12 protein-coding genes are annotated in these 22,635 nt (G+C 74.6%); 4 read left to right on the top strand and 8 right to left on the bottom strand.

The window, feature by feature from the left end; genetic code table 11:
- Positions 1-68: 68 nt before the first annotated feature.
- From WH85_RS47165 to WH85_RS20775, 8 genes are read right to left on the bottom strand one after another with little or no spacing between them, the layout of a single operon-like run.
- A complete protein-coding gene (locus WH85_RS47165; RefSeq protein WP_052720581.1) occupies positions 69-695 on the bottom strand; it encodes an HAD-IA family hydrolase in 627 nt (208 codons plus the stop codon).
- Complete coding sequence (locus WH85_RS20805) at positions 692-1,843, bottom strand: cytochrome P450 (protein WP_045743589.1); 1,152 nt, start codon at positions 1,841-1,843, stop codon at positions 692-694. Before WH85_RS20805 ends, WH85_RS47165 begins: the two co-directional genes overlap by 4 nt.
- Positions 1,840-3,027 (bottom strand): pyridoxal-phosphate dependent enzyme, encoded by a 1,188-nt coding sequence (locus WH85_RS20800; protein ID WP_045743588.1) that lies wholly within the window; start codon positions 3,025-3,027, stop codon positions 1,840-1,842. The genes WH85_RS20805 and WH85_RS20800 overlap by 4 nt, the downstream gene beginning before the upstream one ends.
- The gene (locus WH85_RS20795) at positions 3,024-4,118 is read right to left on the bottom strand and encodes a nucleotidyltransferase family protein (protein ID WP_045743587.1); all 1,095 of its coding nucleotides are present in this window, start codon (positions 4,116-4,118) and stop codon (positions 3,024-3,026) included. The genes WH85_RS20800 and WH85_RS20795 overlap by 4 nt, the downstream gene beginning before the upstream one ends.
- Positions 4,115-4,822, bottom strand: a complete 708-nt coding sequence (locus tag WH85_RS47160; protein WP_052720580.1) for an SDR family NAD(P)-dependent oxidoreductase — start codon at positions 4,820-4,822, stop codon at positions 4,115-4,117. The genes WH85_RS20795 and WH85_RS47160 overlap by 4 nt, the downstream gene beginning before the upstream one ends.
- A complete protein-coding gene (locus tag WH85_RS20785) occupies positions 4,819-5,274 on the bottom strand; it encodes an RpiB/LacA/LacB family sugar-phosphate isomerase (RefSeq protein WP_052720579.1) in 456 nt (151 codons plus the stop codon). Before WH85_RS20785 ends, WH85_RS47160 begins: the two co-directional genes overlap by 4 nt.
- Before the next feature lie 17 nt (positions 5,275-5,291).
- Positions 5,292-12,896 (bottom strand): type I polyketide synthase, encoded by a 7,605-nt coding sequence (locus tag WH85_RS47155; protein WP_052720578.1) that lies wholly within the window; start codon positions 12,894-12,896, stop codon positions 5,292-5,294.
- Positions 12,897-12,907: 11 nt separating this feature from the next.
- Positions 12,908-17,125, bottom strand: coding sequence for a non-ribosomal peptide synthetase (locus tag WH85_RS20775; RefSeq protein WP_045743586.1), 4,218 nt, complete (start codon positions 17,123-17,125; stop codon positions 12,908-12,910).
- Positions 17,126-17,563: 438 nt separating this feature from the next.
- On the opposite strand from WH85_RS20775, the gene WH85_RS20770 reads away from it, so the two are divergent.
- The 4 genes from WH85_RS20770 to WH85_RS20755 are packed head-to-tail and all read left to right on the top strand — an operon-like array spanning position 17,564 to position 22,633.
- Entirely contained in the window at positions 17,564-19,828 is a 2,265-nt protein-coding gene (locus WH85_RS20770; protein WP_052720577.1) for a peptidase domain-containing ABC transporter, read from the top strand.
- Positions 19,816-21,063, top strand: coding sequence for a condensation domain-containing protein (locus WH85_RS20765; RefSeq protein ID WP_045743585.1), 1,248 nt, complete (start codon positions 19,816-19,818; stop codon positions 21,061-21,063). The genes WH85_RS20770 and WH85_RS20765 overlap by 13 nt, the downstream gene beginning before the upstream one ends.
- Positions 21,063-21,278, top strand: coding sequence for an acyl carrier protein (locus WH85_RS20760; protein WP_045743584.1), 216 nt, complete (start codon positions 21,063-21,065; stop codon positions 21,276-21,278). Before WH85_RS20765 ends, WH85_RS20760 begins: the two co-directional genes overlap by 1 nt.
- Positions 21,275-22,633, top strand: coding sequence for a class I adenylate-forming enzyme family protein (locus tag WH85_RS20755; protein WP_045743583.1), 1,359 nt, complete (start codon positions 21,275-21,277; stop codon positions 22,631-22,633). Before WH85_RS20760 ends, WH85_RS20755 begins: the two co-directional genes overlap by 4 nt.
- Positions 22,634-22,635 lie beyond the last annotated feature (2 nt).

Here is a 22,635-nt window from a genome sequence, read left to right as displayed (position 1 = left end):
GCCACCCCGATCGCCGTGTCAACGTCGGCGCGGTGACTTCACGAGATTCTTACAGTCCTCCCATCCATTCATTCAGGGAAATCGAAAATCATTTCGAGGGCCATTATCGTGTTCCCGGCGGAAACGTGATGTATTCCCTCTCCTCCCATTTCCCGGAGCGCCCGCACATTCTCGGGTTTGTCGTCGACGAGCACCAGGTCGGCGGGCGAGCAGCCGACCCGTCGGGCGAGTCGCAGGTAGAAGCGGGGATCGGGCTTGCGGGCCCCGAGATCGCAGGAGGCGAAGACGCCCGCGACCCGGTCCGGCAGAAGCGGCAGAACATCCTTTATCCACACCGGATAATTCGAGCCGACCACCGTACGCCGGACGGCGCAACAACCGTCGAGCACCGATCGCATCCCGTCGAGCCAGTGGTACCCGCCCCGGCGCAGGGCGTGGAAACGGGGCACGTCGAGGTCGACCCCGGCGGCGCGCAGCCCCCGCCAGTACTCGTCCTCGTCGATGACCCCGCGTTCGAACCGGTCGTACAACGCGGGGGAGCGGGCCCGGTCGAACTCCTCGAACGTACGGCCGGCCGCCTCGGCGTACGCGGTCCGGTAGGGATCGTGCAGCAGGGTGCCCATCAGGTCGAACACCACGACGGCACCGGCCGCGGGAGGGCGGGCCTCCCGCGGCGCGGGGAGCGGCCGGGTCAACGGGCCCGGACCGTCAGGCCCAGGATCTGGTCGGCGCCGAGGTGCCCGGCCCGGCGCAGGGTGGCCGGGTCCGCCTCGACCGTGACGTCCGCCGTGGCGAGGGCGTCGGCCGCCACACCGATCGCGGCGCGGGCCAGGCCCGAGCCGATGCACATGTGGGCGCCCCGGCCGAACGCGAGATGCCGGTTCTCCCGCCCGTCCGGCCGGAACTCCAGCGGTTCCGGGAAGACGTCCTCGTCGAGGTTGGCGGCGCCGAGCACGAGCAGCACCCGCTGCCCGGCCCGGACCCGGTGCCCCTCGACCTCCATGTCCCGGGTCGCGTACCGGACCGCGAACCGGAACGGGCAGCTCAGGCGCAGCACCTCGTCGGTGAAGCCGGCACCCGGGTCCGCCCGGTGCAGCAGTGTCTCGGTGAGCGCCGTCGTCAGCGGATCCATCGTCCCGGTGATGATCTGCACGGCGACCGCGACGGCCACCGGGCGGCCCAGCGCCGGGTCGTCGGCGATCGACCGCAGGGCCACCGCGAGTTCGGAGGCCGGCGCGTCCAGGACGATCGCCCGGACCGCGGCGCCCGCCTGCTCGATCGACGCCCGGGCCCGGACGGCCAGGTCGTCGTCGCGGGCCGAGCCGGACTTCGCCACGTACGCCATCAGGCCGTCGGTGGACCGGGCCAGGACGTCCATGTCGTGGTCCGAGGCACCGAACACCGCCCCGAGCACGGCCAGGCAGTACGGCCGGCAGAAGTCGCGCACCCAGTCGGCCGGTTCCGCCGTCGCCCGCAGCCCTCGCAGGAGTTCCCCGGCGGTCTCGCGCAACCGGGGCAGCAACGGGTTCAGATGGTGGCGGCCGAAGATCGGGAGCAGACGGCGGCGTACCTCGGCGTGGTGCCCGCCCCAGGCGCGGAAGAAGTCGGTGACCGGCCGGTGCAGGGCGATCCGCTCCGGCGGCAACCCGTCGAGGGGATCCCGCTGCGGCATGTTCGTCAGCCCCGGATCCAGCAGCAGCCGCTGGACCAGGGGATGGGCGGTGACGATCAGGGCGCCGGTCCGCGGTTCCACCGACACCGGCCGCGCGGTCATCTCCCGTAGTGCCGCGCGGGGGTCGCTGTCGCGGTAGTCGGCGAAGATCGGATGCTCGGCGGTCCTCACGATTCCAGCCGCTGGGTCACCTCGAGACCGGCCGGGGCCTGGAACGCCCGGGAACCGGAGACGATCACCGCGACCCGCGCGCCCGGGTCGAGCCGGGACTTGAGCATGCCGGCCAGGGAGATGTACGCCGACTTCTCCCGGGTGTAGTCGAGGGCGATGCCCGCGTCGGCGAGGATCTCGTCGACGACCGGGCGCAGGCCCTCGACGTCCTCGGCGTCGACCGAGTGCAGTTCGGTGCCCTCGGGCAGTTCGCGGCGCAGCTGCGGCAGGGTGGCCACCGGGTTCGTCGACTGGAGGGTCGGTTCGTACGGCTCGTCCGGCAGGCGCAGCTCGTCCTGGGTCACCTCGGTCACGTCGTTCTGCCACGCCCAGGTGAGGGTGTCCGCGTCGCCCGGCTGGTACATCAGGTAGCGCCGGTCGGTCAGCACCCCGGACGGTTCCTCGACGATGCGGGCCAGCCGGTGGAAACCGACCTCGTAGCCGAGCGGGCCGTATCCGCCGGCGACGGTCTGCACGATCGTGTCGGTGCGCGGCGCGGCCTCGTAGATGACCGACGCCAGCGCCGCCTTGCCCTCCAGTTTCCAGTCGATCGGGGCCAGGTGGTGGCGCCCGGCCGCCGCGGCGGCCTTCTTGGCCTCCCCGGACAGGTGCGCGTAGTCGCAGGTCAGCGTGTAGATCGGCTGCTCCGGGTCGGCTTCGATGTCGCCGAGCTTGCCGAGGTTGAGTTCGGGGATGTAACTGGCGCAGGACACCCCGGCGCGGATGGCGTAGTGCCGGTAGGCCAGGGCGGTGTTGCCGGTGGAGTGCACCGACACGTCGTGCAGGCCGAGCTGCTTGGCGGCGGCGAGCACGACGGCCGCCTCCAGGTCCTTGAAGGTGCCGGTGCCGAGGAGGGTGCAGTCGACGAGCCACACCTCCTCGACGCCCAGGTGCGACTCCATCAGCGTGCTGCGGACCACACGCGGCGCGACGCCGTCGTCCAGGGCCGGCTCGTAGTCGACCGGGATCAGGTCCGGGTAGCGCCACGGCAGGCCGCGGCTCTCGTCGACCAGGTCGCGGAACGGGCCGGGGGCGGGCAGACGCAGCTCCAGGCGGCCGCCGCAGTCACCGCAGGCGTAGCGGACGAGGTCGTCGGTCGCCGGGGTGCGGTCCGGGCACTGGGGACAGAACAGACGGATGGTCATCGGACTTCCTGCTTTCCTTGAACGGAGGGGGTGTGGTGATCGGTGAAGGCGAGGGTCGCCCGGCGCTGCCGGACCGCCTCCAGGTCCATGAGCCGCAGTTCGGGGCAGGCCCGGACGACGTCGTCGAGCAGCGCGGCCGACGCGTTCGGGTGCCGGACGGCGTACAGCACGAGGTTGCGGTCCGCCCACCAGGCGCCGGAGTGCCGGGTGTCGCGGATGATCCGGCGCAGCGTGGCGTCGCCGGTGTGCGCGTTCATCAGGGCGGCGTGGCGCACCCACCAGCTGCCGCCGTGCGCGGTGTCGAGGAGTCCGGCGACCTCGGCGCCGGACCGGGCGGCGAAGACGCTCCGCATGACCCGGGTCTCGTCCCCGGCGTGGGTGCGCAGCCAGTCGTCGTGGCGGTGCAGCAGCCGGCGGGCCGACGACAGGTACGCCTCCGCCGAGACCCCGTGGAAGGACCGCGTGCCGGCCTCGCACTCCCGGCGTAGCCGCATCGCCGCCGCGAAGGAGTCCGCGGCGTCGCCGTCCACGTCGCCGGCCGCCGCGAGGGCCGCCAGCGCGGTCGCCGTCGACCGGTGCCGTACCCGGCCGTCCAGCAGGGACGCGCACTCCCCGAGCGCCGACCAGCCGCGCGTGCCGCCCGGCCCGAACTTCTCCGGGCGCAGCAGCGCCGAGCCGTGCACCCGGGGCAGCGCGGTCGTGGTCGCCAGCAGGTGCAGGACCTCGCGGGCACGCAGTGCCGTGTCGTTCCACAGCCCGGCGACGACCTCCTGGAAGGCGGGCAGCAACCGGGGGTCGCCGCCGGCCGGCCGGCTGAACATCACCGCGTGCAGGTCGGTGGCGTTCGCCCGGGCCCAGGACGCCAGCGCGGCGGCGTCACCGGTGCAGACCACCAGGTCGAGGTAGCCGCCGGCCACGGTGACCTCGGGCAGTGCGGCGCCGGTGGGGTTCCAGCACAGCAGGTCCACGTCGCTGAGCGGCGTCTCCTCGTCGCGGGCGGTGCTGCCCCAGGTGGCGACCAGCACCCCGGGGACCGCGGCGAGTGCCTGGACCGCGGCCGGGGTGTCCCGGCGTACGGCGGTGGTGATCACCGGGCGGCTCCCAGCGTGCTGCCGCCGTCGAAGGTCAGCGACTGTCCGGTGAGGTGGCCGGCGTACGGCAGCAGCCCGGCGACGAATCCGGCCAGCTCGGCCGGCTGGACCAGACGGCCGCCGGGGCGTGACGGGTCCCGGGGCGCGTCCGGGTACTGGCCGGCCACCCGGTCCGCGTTGCGGGGCACGGTCACCGTGCCGGGGAGCACCCCGATCAGGCGGATGCCCTCCGGCGCCCAGCCCACGGCCAGGCTGCGGACCAGGCTCGTCACGGCGGCCTTGGTCGCGGCGTACAGCGGCTGCCGGGGGCGGGCGAGGTGCGCGGCGTTCGAGGAGACGACGACCGCGGTGCAGGTCTGCGCGCGGGGCGTGTGGTGGACGGCGTGCAGCACGTTCACGCAGCCGATCAGGTTGTCGCCGACCACGTCGGCGACCTCGTCCGGGCCGGCGTCCTCCACGGTGGCCGGGGAGACCGTGCCGAACGCGAGCACCACGACCCGCGGCGGGCCGTACCGGTCCGCCGCGTCCCGGGTTGCCTTACTCAGCGCCGACCGGTCACGGACGTCGACCATGTGGTCCGGTTCGCCGGCCCGGTCGAAGGTGACCGTGCGGTACTCCCCGGCGAGCCGGTCGCGGATCGCGGCACCGATGCCACCGGCACCGACGATCCACGCGGCGGGCGCGGCGGCGGGGGGAACCGTCATCGGCGGGCGCCGGCGAACCCGGCCAGCTCGTCGATGCGCTTGATCTTCGGCACCGAACGGGCCGAGTCGAAGTCGTACGCCAGCCAGGTCCGCATCAGGGTCGCCGCCAGGGCGGGCGGAGTCAGTTCGGCGCCCAGGGTGAGGACGTTCGCCGCGGAGTTCCGGCGGGCCTTCTCGACGCTGTAGGTGTCACCGCAGCGGGCGGCCCGGATCCCCGGGACCTTGTTGGCGGTGATGCTCATGCCGAGGCCGGTGCCGCACATCAGCACCCCGGAGTGGTACCCGCCGTCGGCGACCTTGACGGCGGTCTGCCACGCGACGTCCGGGTAGTTCTCCACACCGGATCCGGGGGTCACCTCGTACGGGTGGCCGGCCGCGGTCAGCGCGTCGACGACGGCCTGCAGCAGGTGTTCTCCCATGGGGTCGTACCCGATGACGACGGTCGTGTTCATGACGATCTCCTTCGATCTCAGTGGGCGGGTGCGCAGGCGCGCACCGCGTCGGCCATGTCGGTGAGGGTCTTGGCCTTGAGCACCGCGCGCAGCGGCACGTCGTGCCCGAGGCGGACCCGCAGGCGCGCGGCGATCCGGGTGGCGGCGAGCGAGTCGCCGCCGAGGTCGCGGAACCGGTCCTGGGGACCGATGTCCGGGTGGCCGAGGATCTCGCTCCAGACGTGGGTGAGGACCCGGGTGATGTCGTCGCCGTCCGCCGGTGCCGGTGCCGGTGCCGGTGCGGGTGCGGGTGCGGGTGCCGGGGCGGCGTCCGGTGCGGTCCAGCGAAGCCGGCGGTCGCCGAAGTCGGCGGCGGTCACCAGCAGGTGCGGTTCGGTGCTGCCCAGCGCCGCGCGGAAGGCCGCGAGGGCCCGCTCCACGGCGAGTTCGTGCGGTTCGCAGGGCCGGTCGCCGCCGTCGTGCCAGGTGTCCCAGCCCAGGCTCAGCCACCGGGTGTCACCCCGCTGGGACAGGTCGGTCGCCAGAGCGTCCAGATAGGCGTTGGCCGCCGCGTAGGCGCCCAGCCCCAGGCCGCCGAGCACCGCCGACGTCGAGGAGAACAGCACGACCCGGCCGGCCTCGTGCCCGCTCAGGGCCGTCGCCAGGTTGCGCACCCCGTCGACCTTCGGCCGGAGGATCTCGGCGGTACGCGCCGGAGCGGTCTCCGCCACCGCTGTGGTCGCGGCCGCCCCGGTCACCCCGGCCGCGTGCACGACGGTGTCCAACCGCCCCCACCGGGACACCGTCGCGTCCAGCAGCGCGGTGAGGCTGTCGAGCCGGGTGACGTCGACCGCGGCGGTGAGCACCGTGCTGCCGGTGGCCCGGATCCGGTCCAGCGCGTCCCGCAGGTGCTCCCCGGTGTGCAGGGACCGTCCGGCCAGGACGATCCGCGCGTCACCCGGGCGGGCGAGCTCCTCGGCCAGGAGGAGCCCGAGCCGTCCGCCACCGCCGAGGATCACGTGGGTGCCGCCGGTGGCCGCGGCCGGAGCGGGCGGGACGTTCTCAGGCCGTACCTCCGGTGCCCAGAGGAACCGCCCGCGCAGGGCGACCTGGCCGGTCACCGTGCCGCCGGTCAACCGGCCGAGCAGGCCGGTGTCGGCGGTGTCGTCCAGGTCCACATGGACGCAGCGGGTGAGCGGATCCTCCTGCCCGATCACGGTGGCCAGGGCGGCCACCGCCGCGCCGATGGGTTCGAGACGCTCGGTGCCGGTCACGGCGAAGGCTCCCCGGCCCACCGTGACCAGCGTCTTCTCCGCTGCCGGAGCGGTGTCGCGCCAGGCCTGGTACGCCAGGGTCAGCGCCTCCGGGGTCGTCCACCCGTGCATCACCGACCGGGCCGGCACGCTGCGGAACAGCCGCCGGTGGTCGTCCGCGCTGCCGGGGTCGATCTCGAAGCTCCGGTCCCCGGTCCGGCGGAAACCGTTGCCGGGGCGGACGACGACGGTCCGCTCGCCGACGGGCAGGCGACCGTCGGTGAAGCAGAGGTCCGGCGGGGACGCGACCTCGGGAACGGCCGTCCTGGTCCACACCCGCAGGCCGAGCGTGGCACTGCCGCCGGTCACCCGCGAGGGCTCGTGCCAGTGCCGGTCCTGGGCGAACGGGTAGCCGGGCAGCGAGACCACCCGGCCGCCGCCGAGACTCGCGACCCGGTCCCAGGCGATCGGCGCCCCGGCGGTCCACAGGCTGCCGAGCCCGTCGAGCAGGGCGGCCCGCTCGTCCTTCGGGCCGCCGGCCATCAGCGTCGCCCGGGCGCCGCCGGTGCGCCGGGCGGCGGCCAGCCGGGTCAGCACCTGGCCGGGGCCGGCCTCGACGAGGACGGCGCCGGGCGGGCAGCGGTCGAGCGCGGCGTCGAAGTGGACCGGGGCGACGGCCTGACCGGCCCAGTACGCGGGGGTGGCCGCCTCGTCGCCCAGCGGCAGGCCGGTGACCGTCGAGATCACCGGGATGCCCGGCGCCGACAGGTTCATCCCGGCGGCCAGTTCCGCCAGTTCGGCGGCGGCGGGGGCCATCGCGGCGGTGTGGAAGGCCCGCCGGGCGGCCAGCCGGTGCACCGCCCAGCCGCGGTCCCGGCAGCGCCGGGCGTACCGGGCCAGCTCCGCGGCGGGGCCGGCGACGACGGTGTCCCGCGGGCCGTTGACGGCGGCGACCGACAACCGGGCGGGCAGGCCCGCCCGGACCTCGGCGGCCGGCACGCGCAGGGCCAGCATGGCGCCGGGCGGGCAGTCCTGCATGGCCCGGCCGCGGACCGCCGTGAACCGCAGGGCGTCCTCCACCGAGAAGACCCCGGCGACCGTCGCCGCGACGATCTCGCCGACACTGTGGCCGATCGTCGCGGCCGGCCGCACACCCCAGTCCCGCAGGGTGGTGGCCAGGGCGTACATCACGGTGAACAGGGCCGGCTGGGCGTACCGGGTGGACCCCAGCAGGCGACGGCCTTCGGCGCCGGGAACCATGGCCCGGCGCACGTCGACGCCGGTCAGCGGCTCCAGGATCGCGGCGCACCGGTCGACCGTGCGCCGGAACACCGGCTCGTCCCGGTAGAGCGCGTGTCCCATCCCCGGGTACTGCACGCCCTGCCCGGGGAACAGGAACACCGTCCCGGTGCCGGCCGCCGCCGTGCCGGTGATCCAGTCGTGGTCGGCGGAGAGGCGGTAGGCCCGCTGCGGGAACCCGCGGCGCCCGGCGCGCAGGGTGTGTGCGGCGTCCGCGACCGTCGGGGACGGCGCGTCCCGCAGGACCGCGTCGAGCCGCCGGGTGAGTTCGGCACGCTGCTGCGGGGTACGCGCCGAAGCGGTCAGCAGGTACGGCCCGGGAACCGGCCGGTGCGCGGCCGGGACCGGCGGCTGCTCGATGACCATGTGCGCGTTGGTGCCGCCGACCCCGAGCGAGGAGACCGCCGCCCGGCGCACCGGGGACCGCCAGCGCCGGCGCCGGGCCGCCACCGTGAACGGTGTCCGGGTGATCCCGATCGCCGGGTTCGCCCGCCGGAAATTGATCGTGGCGGGGACGTCACCGGTCCGGACGATCAGGGCCGCCTTGATCAGCCCGATCACCCCGGCGACGGTGTCGGTGTGCCCGGTGTTGCCCTTGACCGAACCGAGCGGGATGCGCCCGCGGGGCAGGTCCGGCGCCAGCGCGTCGTACGCCTCGGTCAGCGCCGCCACCTCGATCGGGTCGCCGAGCCGGGTGGCGGTGCCGTGCGCCTCGACGTACCCGATGTCGGCCGGGGTCAGCCCGGCGTCGGCGAGGGCCGCGCGGACGACCGCGGACTGTCCGCGCAGTCCCGGGGCGGAGAAGCCGACCTTCTCGGCGCCGTCGTTGTTGACCGCGCTGCCCCGGATGACGGCGTGGATCCGGTCGCCGTCGCGGACCGCGTCCCGCAGACGTTTGAGCACCACGCAGCCGGCGCCACCGGTGAACACGGTGCCGTCACCGGCCGCGTCGAACGGCCGGCAGTGGCCGTCGGCGGCGACCACCCCGCCCTTCTCGTGCAGGTAGCCGTCCTCCTGGGGGACCCGCAGCGACACCGCACCGGCCAGGGCGGTGTCGCATTCGCCTGCCCGGAGGCTGCGGACCGCCAGGTGCGCGGCGACCAGGGAGGTGGAACACCCGGTCTGCACGGTGATGCTGGGCCCGGTCAGGTCGAGCTTGTAGGAGACCCGCGGGGCGAGGAAGTCCTTCTCCGCGGCGATGAGCACCTGCAGCGCCTCCAGGGTGCCGCCCAGCATCGGGGCGAGACCGGACGCCGGGTCGAGGCGGAGCCGGTCCGGCAGCAGGTTGTTCAGCAGGTACGCGTTGTGCCCGCTCCCGGCGAAGACACCGATCGGTCCGGCACCGCTGCCCGGGTCGATCGCGGCGTCCTCGAACGCCTCCCACGCGGTCTCCAGGAACACCCGGTGCTGCGGGTCGAGCAGGCGGGCCTCGGCGGTGCTGAACCCGAAGAACGCGGCGTCGAACCGGTCGTGCCCGGGCACCTCGCCGTGCGCCGCGACGTAGGTGACCCCGGCCGCGGTGGCGTTCGCGGGTTCCGGGGCGGGGGAGAGCAGTTCGGTGCCGTCCAGCAGGCCCTGCCAGAAGTCCGCGGTCGTGCGGGCCCGGGGCAGTCGGCTGGCCATCCCGACGATGGCGATCGGCTCCCCGTGGTGATCCCGCTGTGCGCGGGGCCGCGGTGCCGGGGGTGCCGGGCGGCGGCGATCCAGCAGCGCCGTCTGGGCGGCGATCGTCGGGTGCCGGAAGTACTCGGCCACCGGCAGGTCGACGCCGAGACGCTGCCGGACCAGGGTGCGGACCCGCAGCAGGTGCAGCGAGTCGGCACCGAGGTCGTGCAGGGAGGCCGCCGGGTCGATCGCCGCGACGCCGAGCACCTCGCTCCAGATCCGGGCCAGACCGTCACCGGCGGCCGGGGTGACGGCGGGTGCCCGCAGCCGCAGCCGGTCGACCTTGCCGTTCGGGGCCAGCGGCAGCGCGTCCAGGACGGTCACCGTCGACGGGACCATCACCGGGGGCAGCAGGTTGCGGACGAACCGCAGCACCACGTCGGCCAGGCCGGGGCCGGTGCCGGTCACGAACGCGGCGAGCCGGGCGCCGTCCTCGACGACCGCCGCCGCCGTTCGTACACCCGGGCAGGCCAGCAGCGCCGCCTCGACGTCACCCAGCTCGACCCGGTGCCCGCGGACCTTCACCTGGTCGTCGAGGCGTCCGTGGAAGCGGAACGACCGGTCCGCGCCGAGCGAGGCCCGGTCGCCGGTGCGGTAGAGACGCACCCCGGGCAGTTCGGCCACCCCTGCGGTGACGAACCGTTCCTCGGTCAGGTCCGGCCGGTTCAGGTAGCCCAGGGCGAGACCGGCGCCGCCGAGGCACAGTTCGCCCGGAACCCCGGGCGGTGCCAGCCGGCCCGCGGCGTCCACCACGTACGCCAGACCGTTCGCCACCGGCCGTCCGATCGGCGGGTCCCCGGGGCCGTCGTCCGCGGTGACACTCCAGGACAGCGCGTCGATGGTGGCCTCGGTCGGGCCGTACAGGTTGGTCAGCCGGGCGCCCGAGACGGCGGCGAACCGGCGGGCCAGGTCCGCGCCGAGCCGCTCGCCGCCGGCGAACACCTCCCGCAGCCCGGTGCAGGTGTCCAGGCCGCCCTCGTCGAGCAGGGCGCGCAGCAGGGTCGGGACGAGCTGCACGACGGTGATGCGCGCGTCGCGCAGCCGGGCCAGCAGCCGTCCCGGGTCGCGGTGCTCGTCCTCCCCGGCGCAGACCAGGGTGGCGCCCGCGGCGAGCGGGACGAAGAACTCCCACACCGACGCGTCGAAACTGATCGGGGTCTTCTGCAGCACCCTGTCGCCCGGCCCGACGCCGAACGCGTCCCGCATCCAGACCATGTGGTTGACGGCGGCCCGGTGCGGGATCACCACACCCTTGGGCCGGCCGGTCGACCCGGACGTGTAGATCACGTAGGCCGGGTCGTCCGGGGTGACACCGGGATCCGGGACGGTGACCGGACCGGTCGTGTCCAGGTCCACCGTCCATACCGGGACGCCCAGCCGGTCCACGGGCGTGTCCGCCAGGAGCACGGCCGGACGGCAGTCCTCGACCATCAGCCGCAGCCGTTCGGCCGGGTAGCCGGTGTCCAGCGGCACGTACGCCGCGCCCGCCTTGAGCACGCCCAGCAGGGCCACCACCAGCTCGGGGGACCGGCGTACCGCGACGCCGACCAGGCTGCCCCGGCCGATCCCGGCGGCGGCCAGGCGGGCGGCGAGCGCCGAGGCGGCCGCGTCGACGGCGTCCAGGGTGAGTTCCCGGCCCGCGCCCACCACGGCGATCCGGTGCCCGTGCGCGTCCCGTTGCTGTTCCACCAGCCCGTGCAGCAGACCGCCGCCGTCCGCGCTCGTGCCGCGGGTGTCCACGACCGCGCCGGCGGCGCTGTCGACGAACCGCCGGTCGGCGTCGCTGAGCAGCGGCAGGGCGGTCAGTGGGGCGTCCGGTGCGGCCACCGCCGCGCGCAGCCAGTGCCGGATGCGGTCATCGAGCCGGTCGGCGTCGCGTCCGGCGCCGGCGGTGCCGTCGGTCCACCAGGCGAACCGGGCCGGATCACCGGGCTCGGCGATCAGGGCGAGACGCCGCCCCGCTGCCGCCGCTCGCGCTTCGTGGCCGGGATCGAGGACCAGCAGGGGTACGCTCGCGCGGTCGTGACCCGCGAGGACCGCCAGTTCGGGGCTGCGGTCCGCCAGGTCCCGGCTCTGCGGTCCCAGCGCGGTCCGCCCGCCGACGAGTGCGGTGGTGCGGCGGACCGCGGCGCCGGCGGTGTCCGCGAGATCCGTCCGCAGCGCGGTCATCAGCCGTCCGTCGAGGACACCGTGGCTGCCCGCGGCCCGGGCGCGCAGTCCGGGGGTGCTCCACCACAGCTCGGCCGGCCCGCATCCGGAGCCCTCCGCCACCACCTGCAGGGCGGTCGCCACCGCGTGGCCGGGGTGCCATCCGTGCCCGGTGATCGCGGCGAGCAGCTCCGGTTCCAGGGTGAGTGCCGTGCCGCGGGGGCCGCCGGCCCGGAACTCCGCGCGTTCCGGGAGACCGGCGGTGAGCGTACGCAGGCTGGTGAGCAGCCCGGCGAGGGCACGGCGTTCACCCGGTGCGACGGCGCGGCGCGCGTCGCGTACCCCCGCCGCCTCGGTCCCGGTCAGCGAGCGCAACCGGTCCCCGGTCTCCGGAAGGCGGCCCGGTGGCCGCACGGTCCCGGTCAGGGCGGTGAGCGGCCGCAGGACCACCGACACGTCCCGGTCGGCGGTGGCGACGATCAACCGGTCGCCGTCGGCCGCCCGCACCGTTCCGGGCGCGGCCACCGACGGCGTGTCCGTGACGCGCGGATCCGCCACGGCGAACAGCTGCCCGCCGGTGGTGAGGGCCATCGGGGCGGCAACCGGGTTGAGTGTCGGACCGAAGGTCAGCGACCGGACGAACCGGTCGACGGTCGCGGCGTCGCGGGTCCAGTCGACGACACCACCCCCGGCCGGGCGCTCCTGCAGGCTGGTGAACGTCCGGGCGGTCAGGTCCTGGGGCCGGGGGCGGACGGTGCCGTCCACCAGCCGGCCGGTGAGCTCGGCGAACGAGGCGACCGAGGCCTCGAAGCAGCGGGTGTTCAGCGTGAACGCGGTGTCGTCGCCCGTGACCGGCACGGGGTGCTGCACGAGCACGTCACCGGCGTCCAGCCGACCGGCCAGGTCGTGCCAGGTCACGCCGTGCGTCGCGGCGCCGGCGGCGATCGACCAGGTGGTGGTGTGATAGCCGGCGTACGCCGGGAGCAGCGAGTCGTGATAGTTGATCGCCATCGTGGTGGTGGCCGCGCGGACCTGCCGGGGGATCATCCGGAAGTTGACGATGTTGAACAGGTAGTCGTGCCGGGGCGCCCCGGTGCCCGCCCGGTAGTCGCGCCACCGGGTGACCGGCAGGCCGCGGGCCGACGCCCACTCGTGCAGTGCCGGGTCCTCGGTGAGCAGACCGGTCAGAGTGTGGCCGTGGTCCAGCAGGTGTTCGGCGCAGGCGCGGGCGAGCGGGCCGTTCCCGGCGAGGTACGCGGTGAAGGTACGGGGTTCCATGGTGGTGCCCTTCAGCTCATCGAGCGCAGGTGACGGGCGAACGCGTCGCCGAGGGCCCGGGCGTCCGGCTCGCGGTGCAGGTGGTGGCTGTAGCGCAGGGTGACCGTGAGACGGCCGTCGCGCACGTACGCGATGACCTGGAACGCCTCACCGCGTGCCTCGTCCGGGCTGAACCGGCCGTCCGGGATCTCGCCGCCGCCGTCGAGAGCGCCGAGGTAGTTGACGCTGATCCCGGGTGCGGGCAGCGCGTGCATCCGGCGGCGGGCGTCCGGCGCGGCGAGGTGCCGCAGCATGCCCCAGCCGTACCCGTGGCCCGGCACGTCCCGCAGTCGTTCGTGGACCGTGTCGAGCAGCGCCGCCCGGGTGCGGGCACGGGTCGGCAGGACCACCGGGTGGTCGATGGACAGCCAGCCGACGGTGCCGTGCAGATCCGTGCCGTGCAGATCCGTGCCGTGCTGCGGTCCGTGCCCCGGCAGCCCGTGCCGGCCGTGGTCCAGCAGCCGGACCGCGACGGCGGGCAGCGAACTCCACTCGTGGTACGCCGCGGCGAACGCGGTGAGCAGCAGTTCCCGGCTGGGCCGGACGTGCTCCGCGTTCAGGACGTACTCCAGGGTCCGGGCCGACGAGGCCAGGTTCGGCCCGCGCGGGGCGTCCGCCGGCACCGGTGGCACGTCCGGCAGGCCCAGTGACTCCCAGAACTCCACGCCGCCGGTCACCGCGGCATCCCCGGCTGCTGCGGCGACCTGACGGGCCCAGGCACTGACCGGGGCGCCCGCCGGCGTGGGGCCGTCGGTGGTCTCGCGCTGCAGCGACCGGAACGACCAGGCGTCCATCACCAGGTGGTGGGCCAGCAGCAGGACGCGGGCCGGTGCGCCGCCCGGCGGCCGGAGGATCACCGCCTTGGCGAGCGGTCCGGTGGTGATGTCGAGCGTGCGCTGCTGCCGGCGGATCTCGTCGGTGAGCGTCGTGGTGACGGCCACGGTCGCGACCTCCACCCGGGGGTGGTCGCCCATCGACTGCCGCCAGGAGCCGTGCGCAAGGTGGAAGGACAGGCGCAGCGCGTCGTGGCGTGCGGCGGCGGCGAGGAACGCGTCCGCGACGGCGTCCGGGTCGTCCACGGTGTGCAGACTCGCCAGGTTCGCCCAGTTCTGGTCGGGCCGGGGACGGGCGAAGAAGTCGTGCTGCATCGGCAGCAGCGGCACGTCCTGCCCGGCGGCGGCCGGTGCCGTCGGGGCGGCGGACGGGCTGATCACCAGGTCGGCGAGGGGGACACCGCGCAGCAGGTCGGCGGCGGACACCGTGATGCCCTCGGCGCGGGCCTGGGCCACCGCGCGGATGGCGGAGAGCGAGTCACCGCCCAATCCGGGGAAGGTGGCCCGCGGGTCGATGCCGGGCACGTTCAGCACCGCACTCCAGATCCGGGCCAGCGGGCCGGTGGCGACCGGTCCGCTGGGTTCGGCGCGGGCCACGGGCGCGGTGAGGCGCCGGCGGTCCACCTTGCCGTTGGGGGTGAGCGGCAGCGCGTCCAGCACGGTCACGGTGGCGGGCACCATCACGGCGGGCAGCCGCTCCCGGAGGAAGGGGAGCAGGTCCGCGGGGGTGCCGGTGACGAACGCGGCCAGCCGGGTGCCGGCCACGGTCACCGCCGCCGCGGTGACCTGCGGGTGTGCCGCCAGCGCCGCCTCGACCTCGCCCAGCTCGATCCGGTGGCCGCGCAGTTTCACCTGGTCGTCCGAGCGGCCGTGGAAGCGGAACAGGCCGTCGCCGCCGAGCGAGACCACGTCGCCGGTGCGGTACAGGCGGACCCCGGGAAGGTCGGCGGACCAGCCGGTGACGAAGCGTTCCGCGGTCAGCTCGGGCCGGTCCAGGTAGCCGGTGGCCAGCTGGACACCGCCGAGGCAGAGTTCGCCGCGCACCCCCGGCGGCACCAGTCGTCCCGCGCTGTCCAGCACGTACGCGGCACAGCCGGGCAGTGGCCGCCCGATCAGCGCGGCGTCGTCGACGGCCTCGATCCGGCGGGCGTTCGACCAGACGGTGGCCTCGGTCGGACCGTACACGTTGTAGATCTCGCCGCCGACGGCGTCGCGGAGATCGCGGACCAGGTCGGGGCGTACCGGTTCGCCGCCGAGCAGGAAGTGCTTGAGCCCGCGCAGGCGCTCGCGCCAGGCGGGGTCGGCGGCGATCGAGGTGGCCAGGCTCGGCGTGCACTGGAAGTGGGTGACCGGACGATCGCCGGCCGTCGTCCCGTCGACGCCCGGCGTGTGCGGGGAACCCAGCCGGACCTGGGCGCCGGCCGACAGCGGCCAGAAGAGTTCGAGCAGCGCGATGTCGAACGAGATGCTGGTGACCGCGTGGAAGACGTCCTCCGGCCCGCACCCGATCAGGGTGCCGAAGGCCCGGACCACGTTGACGGCCGCGCGGTGCGGGATCACCACCCCCTTGGGGCGGCCGGTCGACCCGGACGTGTAGATCACGTATGCCGGATCGTCCGGCCCGGTGCCGGGATCCGGGACGTCCGCCGGCCCCGTCGTGTCGAGGTCCACGGTCCACAGCGGCACGTCCGGCCAGTCCACCGGCGTGTCCGCGAGGATCACGGCCGGGCGGCAGTCCTCGACCATCAGGCGCAGCCGGTCGGCCGGGTAGGCGGGGTCCAGCGGGACGTACGCGGCCCCGGCCTTCAGCACGCCGAGCAGCGCCACCACCATCTCCGGGGAGCGGCCCATCGCCACCCCGACCAGGCGACCGCGGCCGATCCCGGCGGCGGCCAGGCGGGCGGCCAGCGCGGAGGCCGCCGTGTCCACGTCGGTCAGCGACAGCCGCCGTCCGCCGCCGATCAGGGCGACGCCGTCACCGGCCACGGCTGCCCGGTGTTCCACCAGCGCGTGCAGCAGGCCGCCGCCGGCAGCGGCCGGGACCTCGGTGCCGATGAGGCGCCGGTCGGCGGCGCTGAGCGGCGACAGCTCACCGACCGCCCGCTTCGGGTCGTCGAGGGCCCGCGCGGCCAGCACCTCGACGGCGGAGAGCAGCCGCCGCACGTCACCGGCGCCCACCGCGCGGCCGTCGCGTTCGACCTGCCCGGCCAGCCGGGGCTCGGTGGCCTCCACCGCCAGGGTCAGGTCGAACTCGGCGGGCCGCGGCGGTCCCGGGATGCGGCGGGCGGTGACACCCGGCAGGTCCAGGGCGCCCGGCGGCACGTTCTGGAAGGCCAGCAGGACGCTGAACAGCGGCGTCCCGGCCCGGTCGCGTGGCGTGGCGGACGCGGCCACCACCCGGTCCCCCTCCAGCGGGCTGTGCTCCAGCGCGTCGAAGTGGGCGTCCTCGACCGCCTCGGCCAGCTCGCCGAACGACATGTCGTCGCGGACGTCGACGGCCAGCGCCAGGGTGTTCAGGAACAGCCCGATGGTGTGTTCTGCCTCGGGCCCGCGGTCCGCCACCGGATAGCCGAGAACGACCCGCCGGGCACCGTGCAGGCGGGACAGGGCGAGTGTGACCAGGGCGGCCACCACCACGAACCGGGTGGTGTCGAGGAGCTCCGCCAGCCGGGTCACCGCCTCCGTGGCCTCGGTGCCGAGGGCGAACGGCGTGGCGGGCAGCCGGGCCGGGGCGGTGTGCGCGCCGTCGAAGGCGAACGCGGCGTCGCGGCCGGACAGCAGGGTTCCGGCCCAGTAGCGTGCGTTGGCGTCCCGGACGGCCGGGTCCGGCTCGCCGGTGTGCCGCCGGGAGGGGACCGGCGGCGGCAGCGCCCTGGTACCGCCGCCGGTAGCCGATCGGTACGCGCCGGACAGCTCCGCCAGGAGCACCCCGACGGACCATCCGTCGAACACCAGGTGGTGCACGAGGATCAGCAGGACCGCGCGGTCCGGGCCCTCGAGGCGGACGTGGGCGCGCAGCAGCGGCGGCCGTCCGAGGTCGAAGGGCGCGGCGGACACCCGTTGCATCCAGCCGTCGTGGTCCTCGCCGTCGTGTGCCTCGTCGATCGTCACCGGGCAGGGCACCGGTGGCCGTACCTCCCGGACCGGCCCGCCGGCGGTGAGCCGGAATCCGGTGCGCAGCGCCTCGTTCCGGGCGATCACCGCGTCGAGGGCGATCCGCAGCGCGGCCGGGTCCAGCGGGCCGGTCAGCCGGTGCGCCACCGAGAGCATGTACGCGCACGGGTCCTCGTGCGTCTGGCTGTGCAGCCAGACCGTCCGCTGTTCCGCGGAGAGCGGGAAGGTCCCGGTGCCCGTCATTTCCCTCTCCTTACGTGCGTGAATGTCTCGGGTGAACATGAGCGAACGTAACGAGGAAATGGCGCGGGTGGAACGGTATTGCGTGAAAGGGAAATGCTGAACCGCGCAAAACCGCAGGTGAGGGCATCGCGATTGCGGGAAACGGAAGCGTTCATTGACGCCGGTGCACCGTTCGGAATACGTTTTTGGGGCACCGGAGAACGGAGCCGCAACACAGAGGATCCGGTGCGTCAATGCGGTTCCGGCACACCACTTGAGGAGTGGAAATGAACGAGCTCGACATCACCAACCTGTCCGACGAGCAGCTCGACGACATCGTCGGCGGCGCCGGCACCGTCACCCCCGACGGCTGCCCGGCTTCCTGATCCCCGCCGATAGGTGCCCCGGGAGCCGCGTGCTCCCGGGGCACCTAGGCGCCCCGTGCGAGAGGGATACCTGATGGCCCCGAGAACCCGGTTCCGCGAACGCGCGGTCGAACACCATCGCAACACCGACGGCCTGGGCGCGGTCTTCGGGCACGAGCCCGAGGAACCGGCGGCGCCCGAGACCCGGAGACGGTTCCGGCTGCTGCGCCGCGCCGGTCCGCGGGTGCCGGTGTGCCTGCAGACCCAGATCAGCGACTGCGGCCCGGCCTGCGTCGTGATGACGCTGCGCTTGCACGGGATCGAGGTCACCCTCGACGAGATCCGCTCCCGGGTCGACCCCGGCCGCAGCGGCTCCTCGGCCCGCGCGCTGCTCGACCTGCTGCGCGGGCACGGCCTCACCGCGCGGGGCGTCCGCACCGACCTGGCGGGACTCGCCCGCCTGTCTCCGGGCGCGATCCTGTTCTGGAACTTCAACCACTTCGTGGTGCTGGAACGGATGTCCGACGGCTGGGCCGACATCGTGGACCCGGCGTTCGGGCGGCGCCGGATCACCGCTGCCACTCTCTCCGAGTCGTTCACCGGGGTCGCCCTCGAGGTCGAGGCGCCGCTGCACGGGACCCGCGCGGCGAAGGCCTCCGGCGACACCCCCGCACCCTGGTCGCGCCTGCGCGCCGTACTGCCTCCGCGCGGGGAGCTGACCGGTCTGCTCGGGCTCTCCACCCTGCTGATGAGCCTGGAACTCGCCCTGCCGCTGGGCACCGCGAGTCTGGTGCAGACGGTCCTGCCCGCCGGAGACGGGGTGACCCTGGCCGGCGCCGCGATCGCCGCCGTCGGCGTGACCGTGCTGTTCGTCGTGCTCCAGCTGACTCGGGCGTTGCTGATGGCCCGCCGTCAGGCGATCGCCGACAAGAAACTCACCTGGGGCACGGCGGCGCACCTGGTCGCCCTGCCCTACCCCTGGTTCGTCACCCGGCAGGCCGGCGACCTGGCCATGCGCGTCCGCACCAGCAGCACCCTCAACCAGGTGCTGAGCCTCACCACGATCGGATCGGCGCTGGACAGTGTGCTGATCGTCGCGTACCTGCTCGCCCTGATCGTCATCGACCCGGCGCTCGCCGCCGTCGTCGTCACACTGATCGCCGTCCAGGTCGGCGTGCTCGGCCTGACCTGGCGGCAGCAGACCGCGCTCAGCCAGGAGGTCCTGGAACGGCAGACCCGCACCCAGGACGAGCTGATGGAGTTGCTGACCAGCATCGGCACCCTGAAGGCCGCGGGCGTCGAGGGCCTGGCCGCCGAACGCTGGTCGCACACCCTGGCCCGCGAGGTGAACAAGCGCCTGCACGCGCGCCGCCGCCTGTCGGTGATGACCTCGCTCAGCCGCGGCGTCCAGTTCAGCGCGCCACTGCTCGTGCTGCTGGCCGGTGGCGCGCGGGTGCTGGCCGGGGACACCGGCCTCGGCGGGGCTCTCGCGTTCGCCACCCTGACCATCGCCCTGTTCGTGCCGCTCGGCCGGGTCTTCGACGGCGCCACCCAGCTCGCCGCGGTCCGCCCGGCGCTGGTCAAACTGGACGACGTGCTGCGGACCGGGCCGGAGCCGCGCGGCCTGCTGGCCGGCACCGGTGTCGCCGAGCCGGGCCGGATCACCGCCGAGGACCTGTCCTTCCGCTACCCGGGCGCCACCGCCGACGCGCTCACCGGCGTCGACCTGGCCGTCGAACCGGGACAGTTCGTCGCCGTGATCGGGCGGTCCGGATCCGGAAAATCCACCCTCGGCCTGCTCCTCGCCGGTCTCCAGCCGCCGACCGGTGGCCGGATCACGGTGGACGGTCACGACCTCGCCACCCTGGACGGGCCCACCTACCGGCGGCAGATCGGCTACGTCAACCAGGACGCCCAGCTGTTCAGCGGCACCATCCGGGAGAACATCGGCTTCGGCGTCGACGGATTCGGTCACCCCGATCTGGTACGCCACGCCGAACTCGCCCGGGTGCACCAGGAGATCCTCGCCCTGCCGATGGGGTACGACACCATCGTCGGGCCGCACGGGCACGGCCTGTCCGGCGGTCAGCGCCAGCGGGTCGTCCTCGCCCGGACGCTGGCCCGCGAGCCCCGGCTGATCATCTTCGACGAGGCCACCAGCGCGCTCGACCCGGCACTGGAACGCGAGATCTTCCAGGGGCTGCTACGGGCCGGCATCACCGTGGTCGTCATCGCCCACCGGCTCACCGTCCTCGACGACGCCGACCGGGTCGTCGTCATGCGCGGCGGCCGGGTCGTGGAGGCCGGCGACCCGGCGAGCCTGCATGCCGACGGTACGGAGTTCGCATGCCTGACCTGACGATCCCGTTGACGTACGAGCAGGAGTGGTACGCCCGCGGGCAGCGCACCGGCACCGGGACCGGCCACCACATCCGGATCTCGTTCCGGATCGAGGGCGACCTCGACGTGGACGCGCTGGAACACTCCGCGGCCGGTTTCGTGACCCGCCACGACGCGCTGCGGATGCGGGTCGGCGCCACCGGCCAGCACGTCGAACCCGCAGCCGTGGACCGTCCGCTCCTCGTACGGCAGCGGGTGAAGGCCCGGTCGGCGGAGCAGTTCGACGCGTACGCCGGGCTGATCGCCGCCCGCGACTTCGTGGCACCGTGGGAGCCGGGCACCCCGCCGTACACGATCCGGCTGTTCAGCCGCGACGACGGGCATCACGCGCTGCTCGCCACGTTCCCGAGCCTGGTCTTCGACGGCCGGGCCCACGACCTGTTCGCGAGTCAGCTGTGGGACGGGTACGCGGGGGTTCCCGACCTGCCGGGCTCCTCGTTCGCCGAGGCGGCCGCCCAGCAGCGGCGGCCCCTCACCGACACGCAGCGGGACCGCATCCTGCGCAGCTGGCGGACCCGTCTCACCGCCGCGGCCGCGGCGGCGCTCACCCCGGTGGACGGCCCGCTCGACCGGGCCGTGCTCGGACTGGAACTGCACGGCGACCGGGTCACCGCGCTGCGCCGCGAGTGCGACCGCTGGGGCTGCACGCTGGTGCACCGGCTGCTGGGCGCCTTCGCCACCGCCCTGACCGCGTGCACCCCGCGGGCCGACCCGGTGCTGTGGACCACCATCGACGGCCGCGCCCACACCCAGCGCGACGTCGTCGGCATGTTCACCAGCCTGGTCCCGGTGCCGGTCCGCACCACCGGCGCCACCGTGCGGGAGACCGTCGACGACGTGCGGGCCCAGCTGCTCGAGGCGCTGCGGTACTCGCGGATCACCGCGGCCCAGCGCAGCGCGGTGATGCGCGAGACCGGCGTCACCCCCGGCGCCCCGGTGGACGTCTACGTCAACATCCGGCAGTTCGCGGCCGGCCGGCACCGGGCCACCCGCGAACGGCACGGCCTGCGGGTCACCACCGACGCGTTCGCGATGCGCGGCATCACCCGGAGCAACTCGGCCGCGCTGCAACTGCGCGTCGACGAGTACCGCGACCACGTCTTCCTCACCCTCGTCAACGACGGCCGCCGGGCACCCCTGAGCCAGGCGGCGGCCGTACTCGACCATCTCGACCGTTCCCTGATCGGAGTGTGATGTCAGAATCCCGTCTCACCCAGGTGCTGCAAGCGGCCGGCGAGGTGTTCGGCGGGCCGGTCACCGCCGACGACAACTTCTTCGACCTGGGTGGTGACTCCGTCGCCGCGGTGGAGTTCGCGACCCTGCTGGAGGACGCGCGCGGCGACGAGGTCGACCCGGAACTCGTGATGGCCGCCCGGTCCCTGGCCGCGCTCGCCCGGAGCCTGCCGTGACCGGCGCCCGCCCCTACGTCTGGAGTTCCTGGGCGAGCGCCGCCGCCCAGCCGGACCGGATCGCCGTGATCGCCGGCGACGAACGGTCCACCTTCGCCGAGCTGACCACCCGGGCCGACGCGATCGCCGCCGGCCTGCAGGACCGGGGCGTCCCCGAGGGGGCCGTCCTGCTCTGCGACCTGGACACCGGACCGGACTTCTTCGCGGTGGCGCTGGCCGCGCTGCGCTACGGCTACGGCCTCTTCCCGGTCACCCGGTCCCGGCTCGCGACACCGGGCGGCGCGGCCATGGCACATCAGGCCTCGTCGGGGTACGGGATAACCGACGGCGCCCGCCGCCACCCCACCGGCGGACCGACCTGGTTCGACCACCACGAACTCGCCGCCGCGGGCGGTTCACCCGCCCCCGCAGCCCGCGCCGGTCACCTGGTCTTCAGCACGTCCGGCACCACCGGCGAACCCCAGGCCGTCGCCCGGGCCCGCCCGCGCCGACCGTACCGCGGCGTCGCCGTCCAGGAGCGTTACGGCGCCGGCCTTCATCGCGGGCCGTTCGTGATGGCCAACCCCACCTACCACCTGGGCACCCTGGGCCCGGCGCTGTACGCCCTGGACGCCGGCAGTGCCGTGGTCGTGCAACGGTCCTGGTCGCCGGGGGAGTTCGCCGAGCTGGCCGACCGGCACGCCGCGGACAGCGCGATGCTCAGCCCGGACCGGCTGCTCGACGTCGCCGAGTCGGGGATCGCCCCGCGCCGCCGCCTGGCGGTGGTCTTCCACGGTGGTGCGGCGTGCCCGCCCCGGGTGAAACGGGCCGCGCTCGACCTACTCGGCCCGGTGCTGCACGAGTACTACGGCACGTCGCACAGCACGATGACCGAGATCGGCGCCGCGGAGTGGATGCGGCGTCCCGGGTCGGTCGGGCGCCCGCTTCCGGGCGTACAGCTGACGATCGTGCGGGACGGCCGGGAGTTGCCGGCGGGTGGGATCGGCGAGGTGGTGGTCCGCCTCCGGGCCACCGACCGGGGTTCCGCGGCGGCCCCGCCGATCCGGACCGGTGATCTGGGCATGCTCGACAGCGACGGTTACCTGACCGTGCTCGGCCGGCTGGACGAGGACGGCGACGGCACCTCGGCCCTGCTGGAGCACCGGATCCGCCTGCTGCCCGGCGTCGCCGACGCGGCAGTGGTGGACGGTCGCTGCTACGTGGAACACGGCCGCCAGGACGGAACTGTGCCCGCGGACCGGATCGCCCGGCTCGGCGCCGAGCTGGGCCGTCCCGGACTGGAGATCGTTGCTGCCCGGGCCGGAACGCTGCCCCGGACCCCGAGCGGCAAGATCAGACGTTCCGCTCTGGCCTGACG

The organism is Actinoplanes rectilineatus (assembly GCF_000962825.1).
Classification (GTDB): Bacteria; Actinomycetota; Actinomycetes; order Mycobacteriales; family Micromonosporaceae; genus Actinoplanes; species Actinoplanes rectilineatus.
Note: the sequence above shows the minus strand (reverse complement) of the source record. Positions and strands in the feature narration are given on the sequence as shown.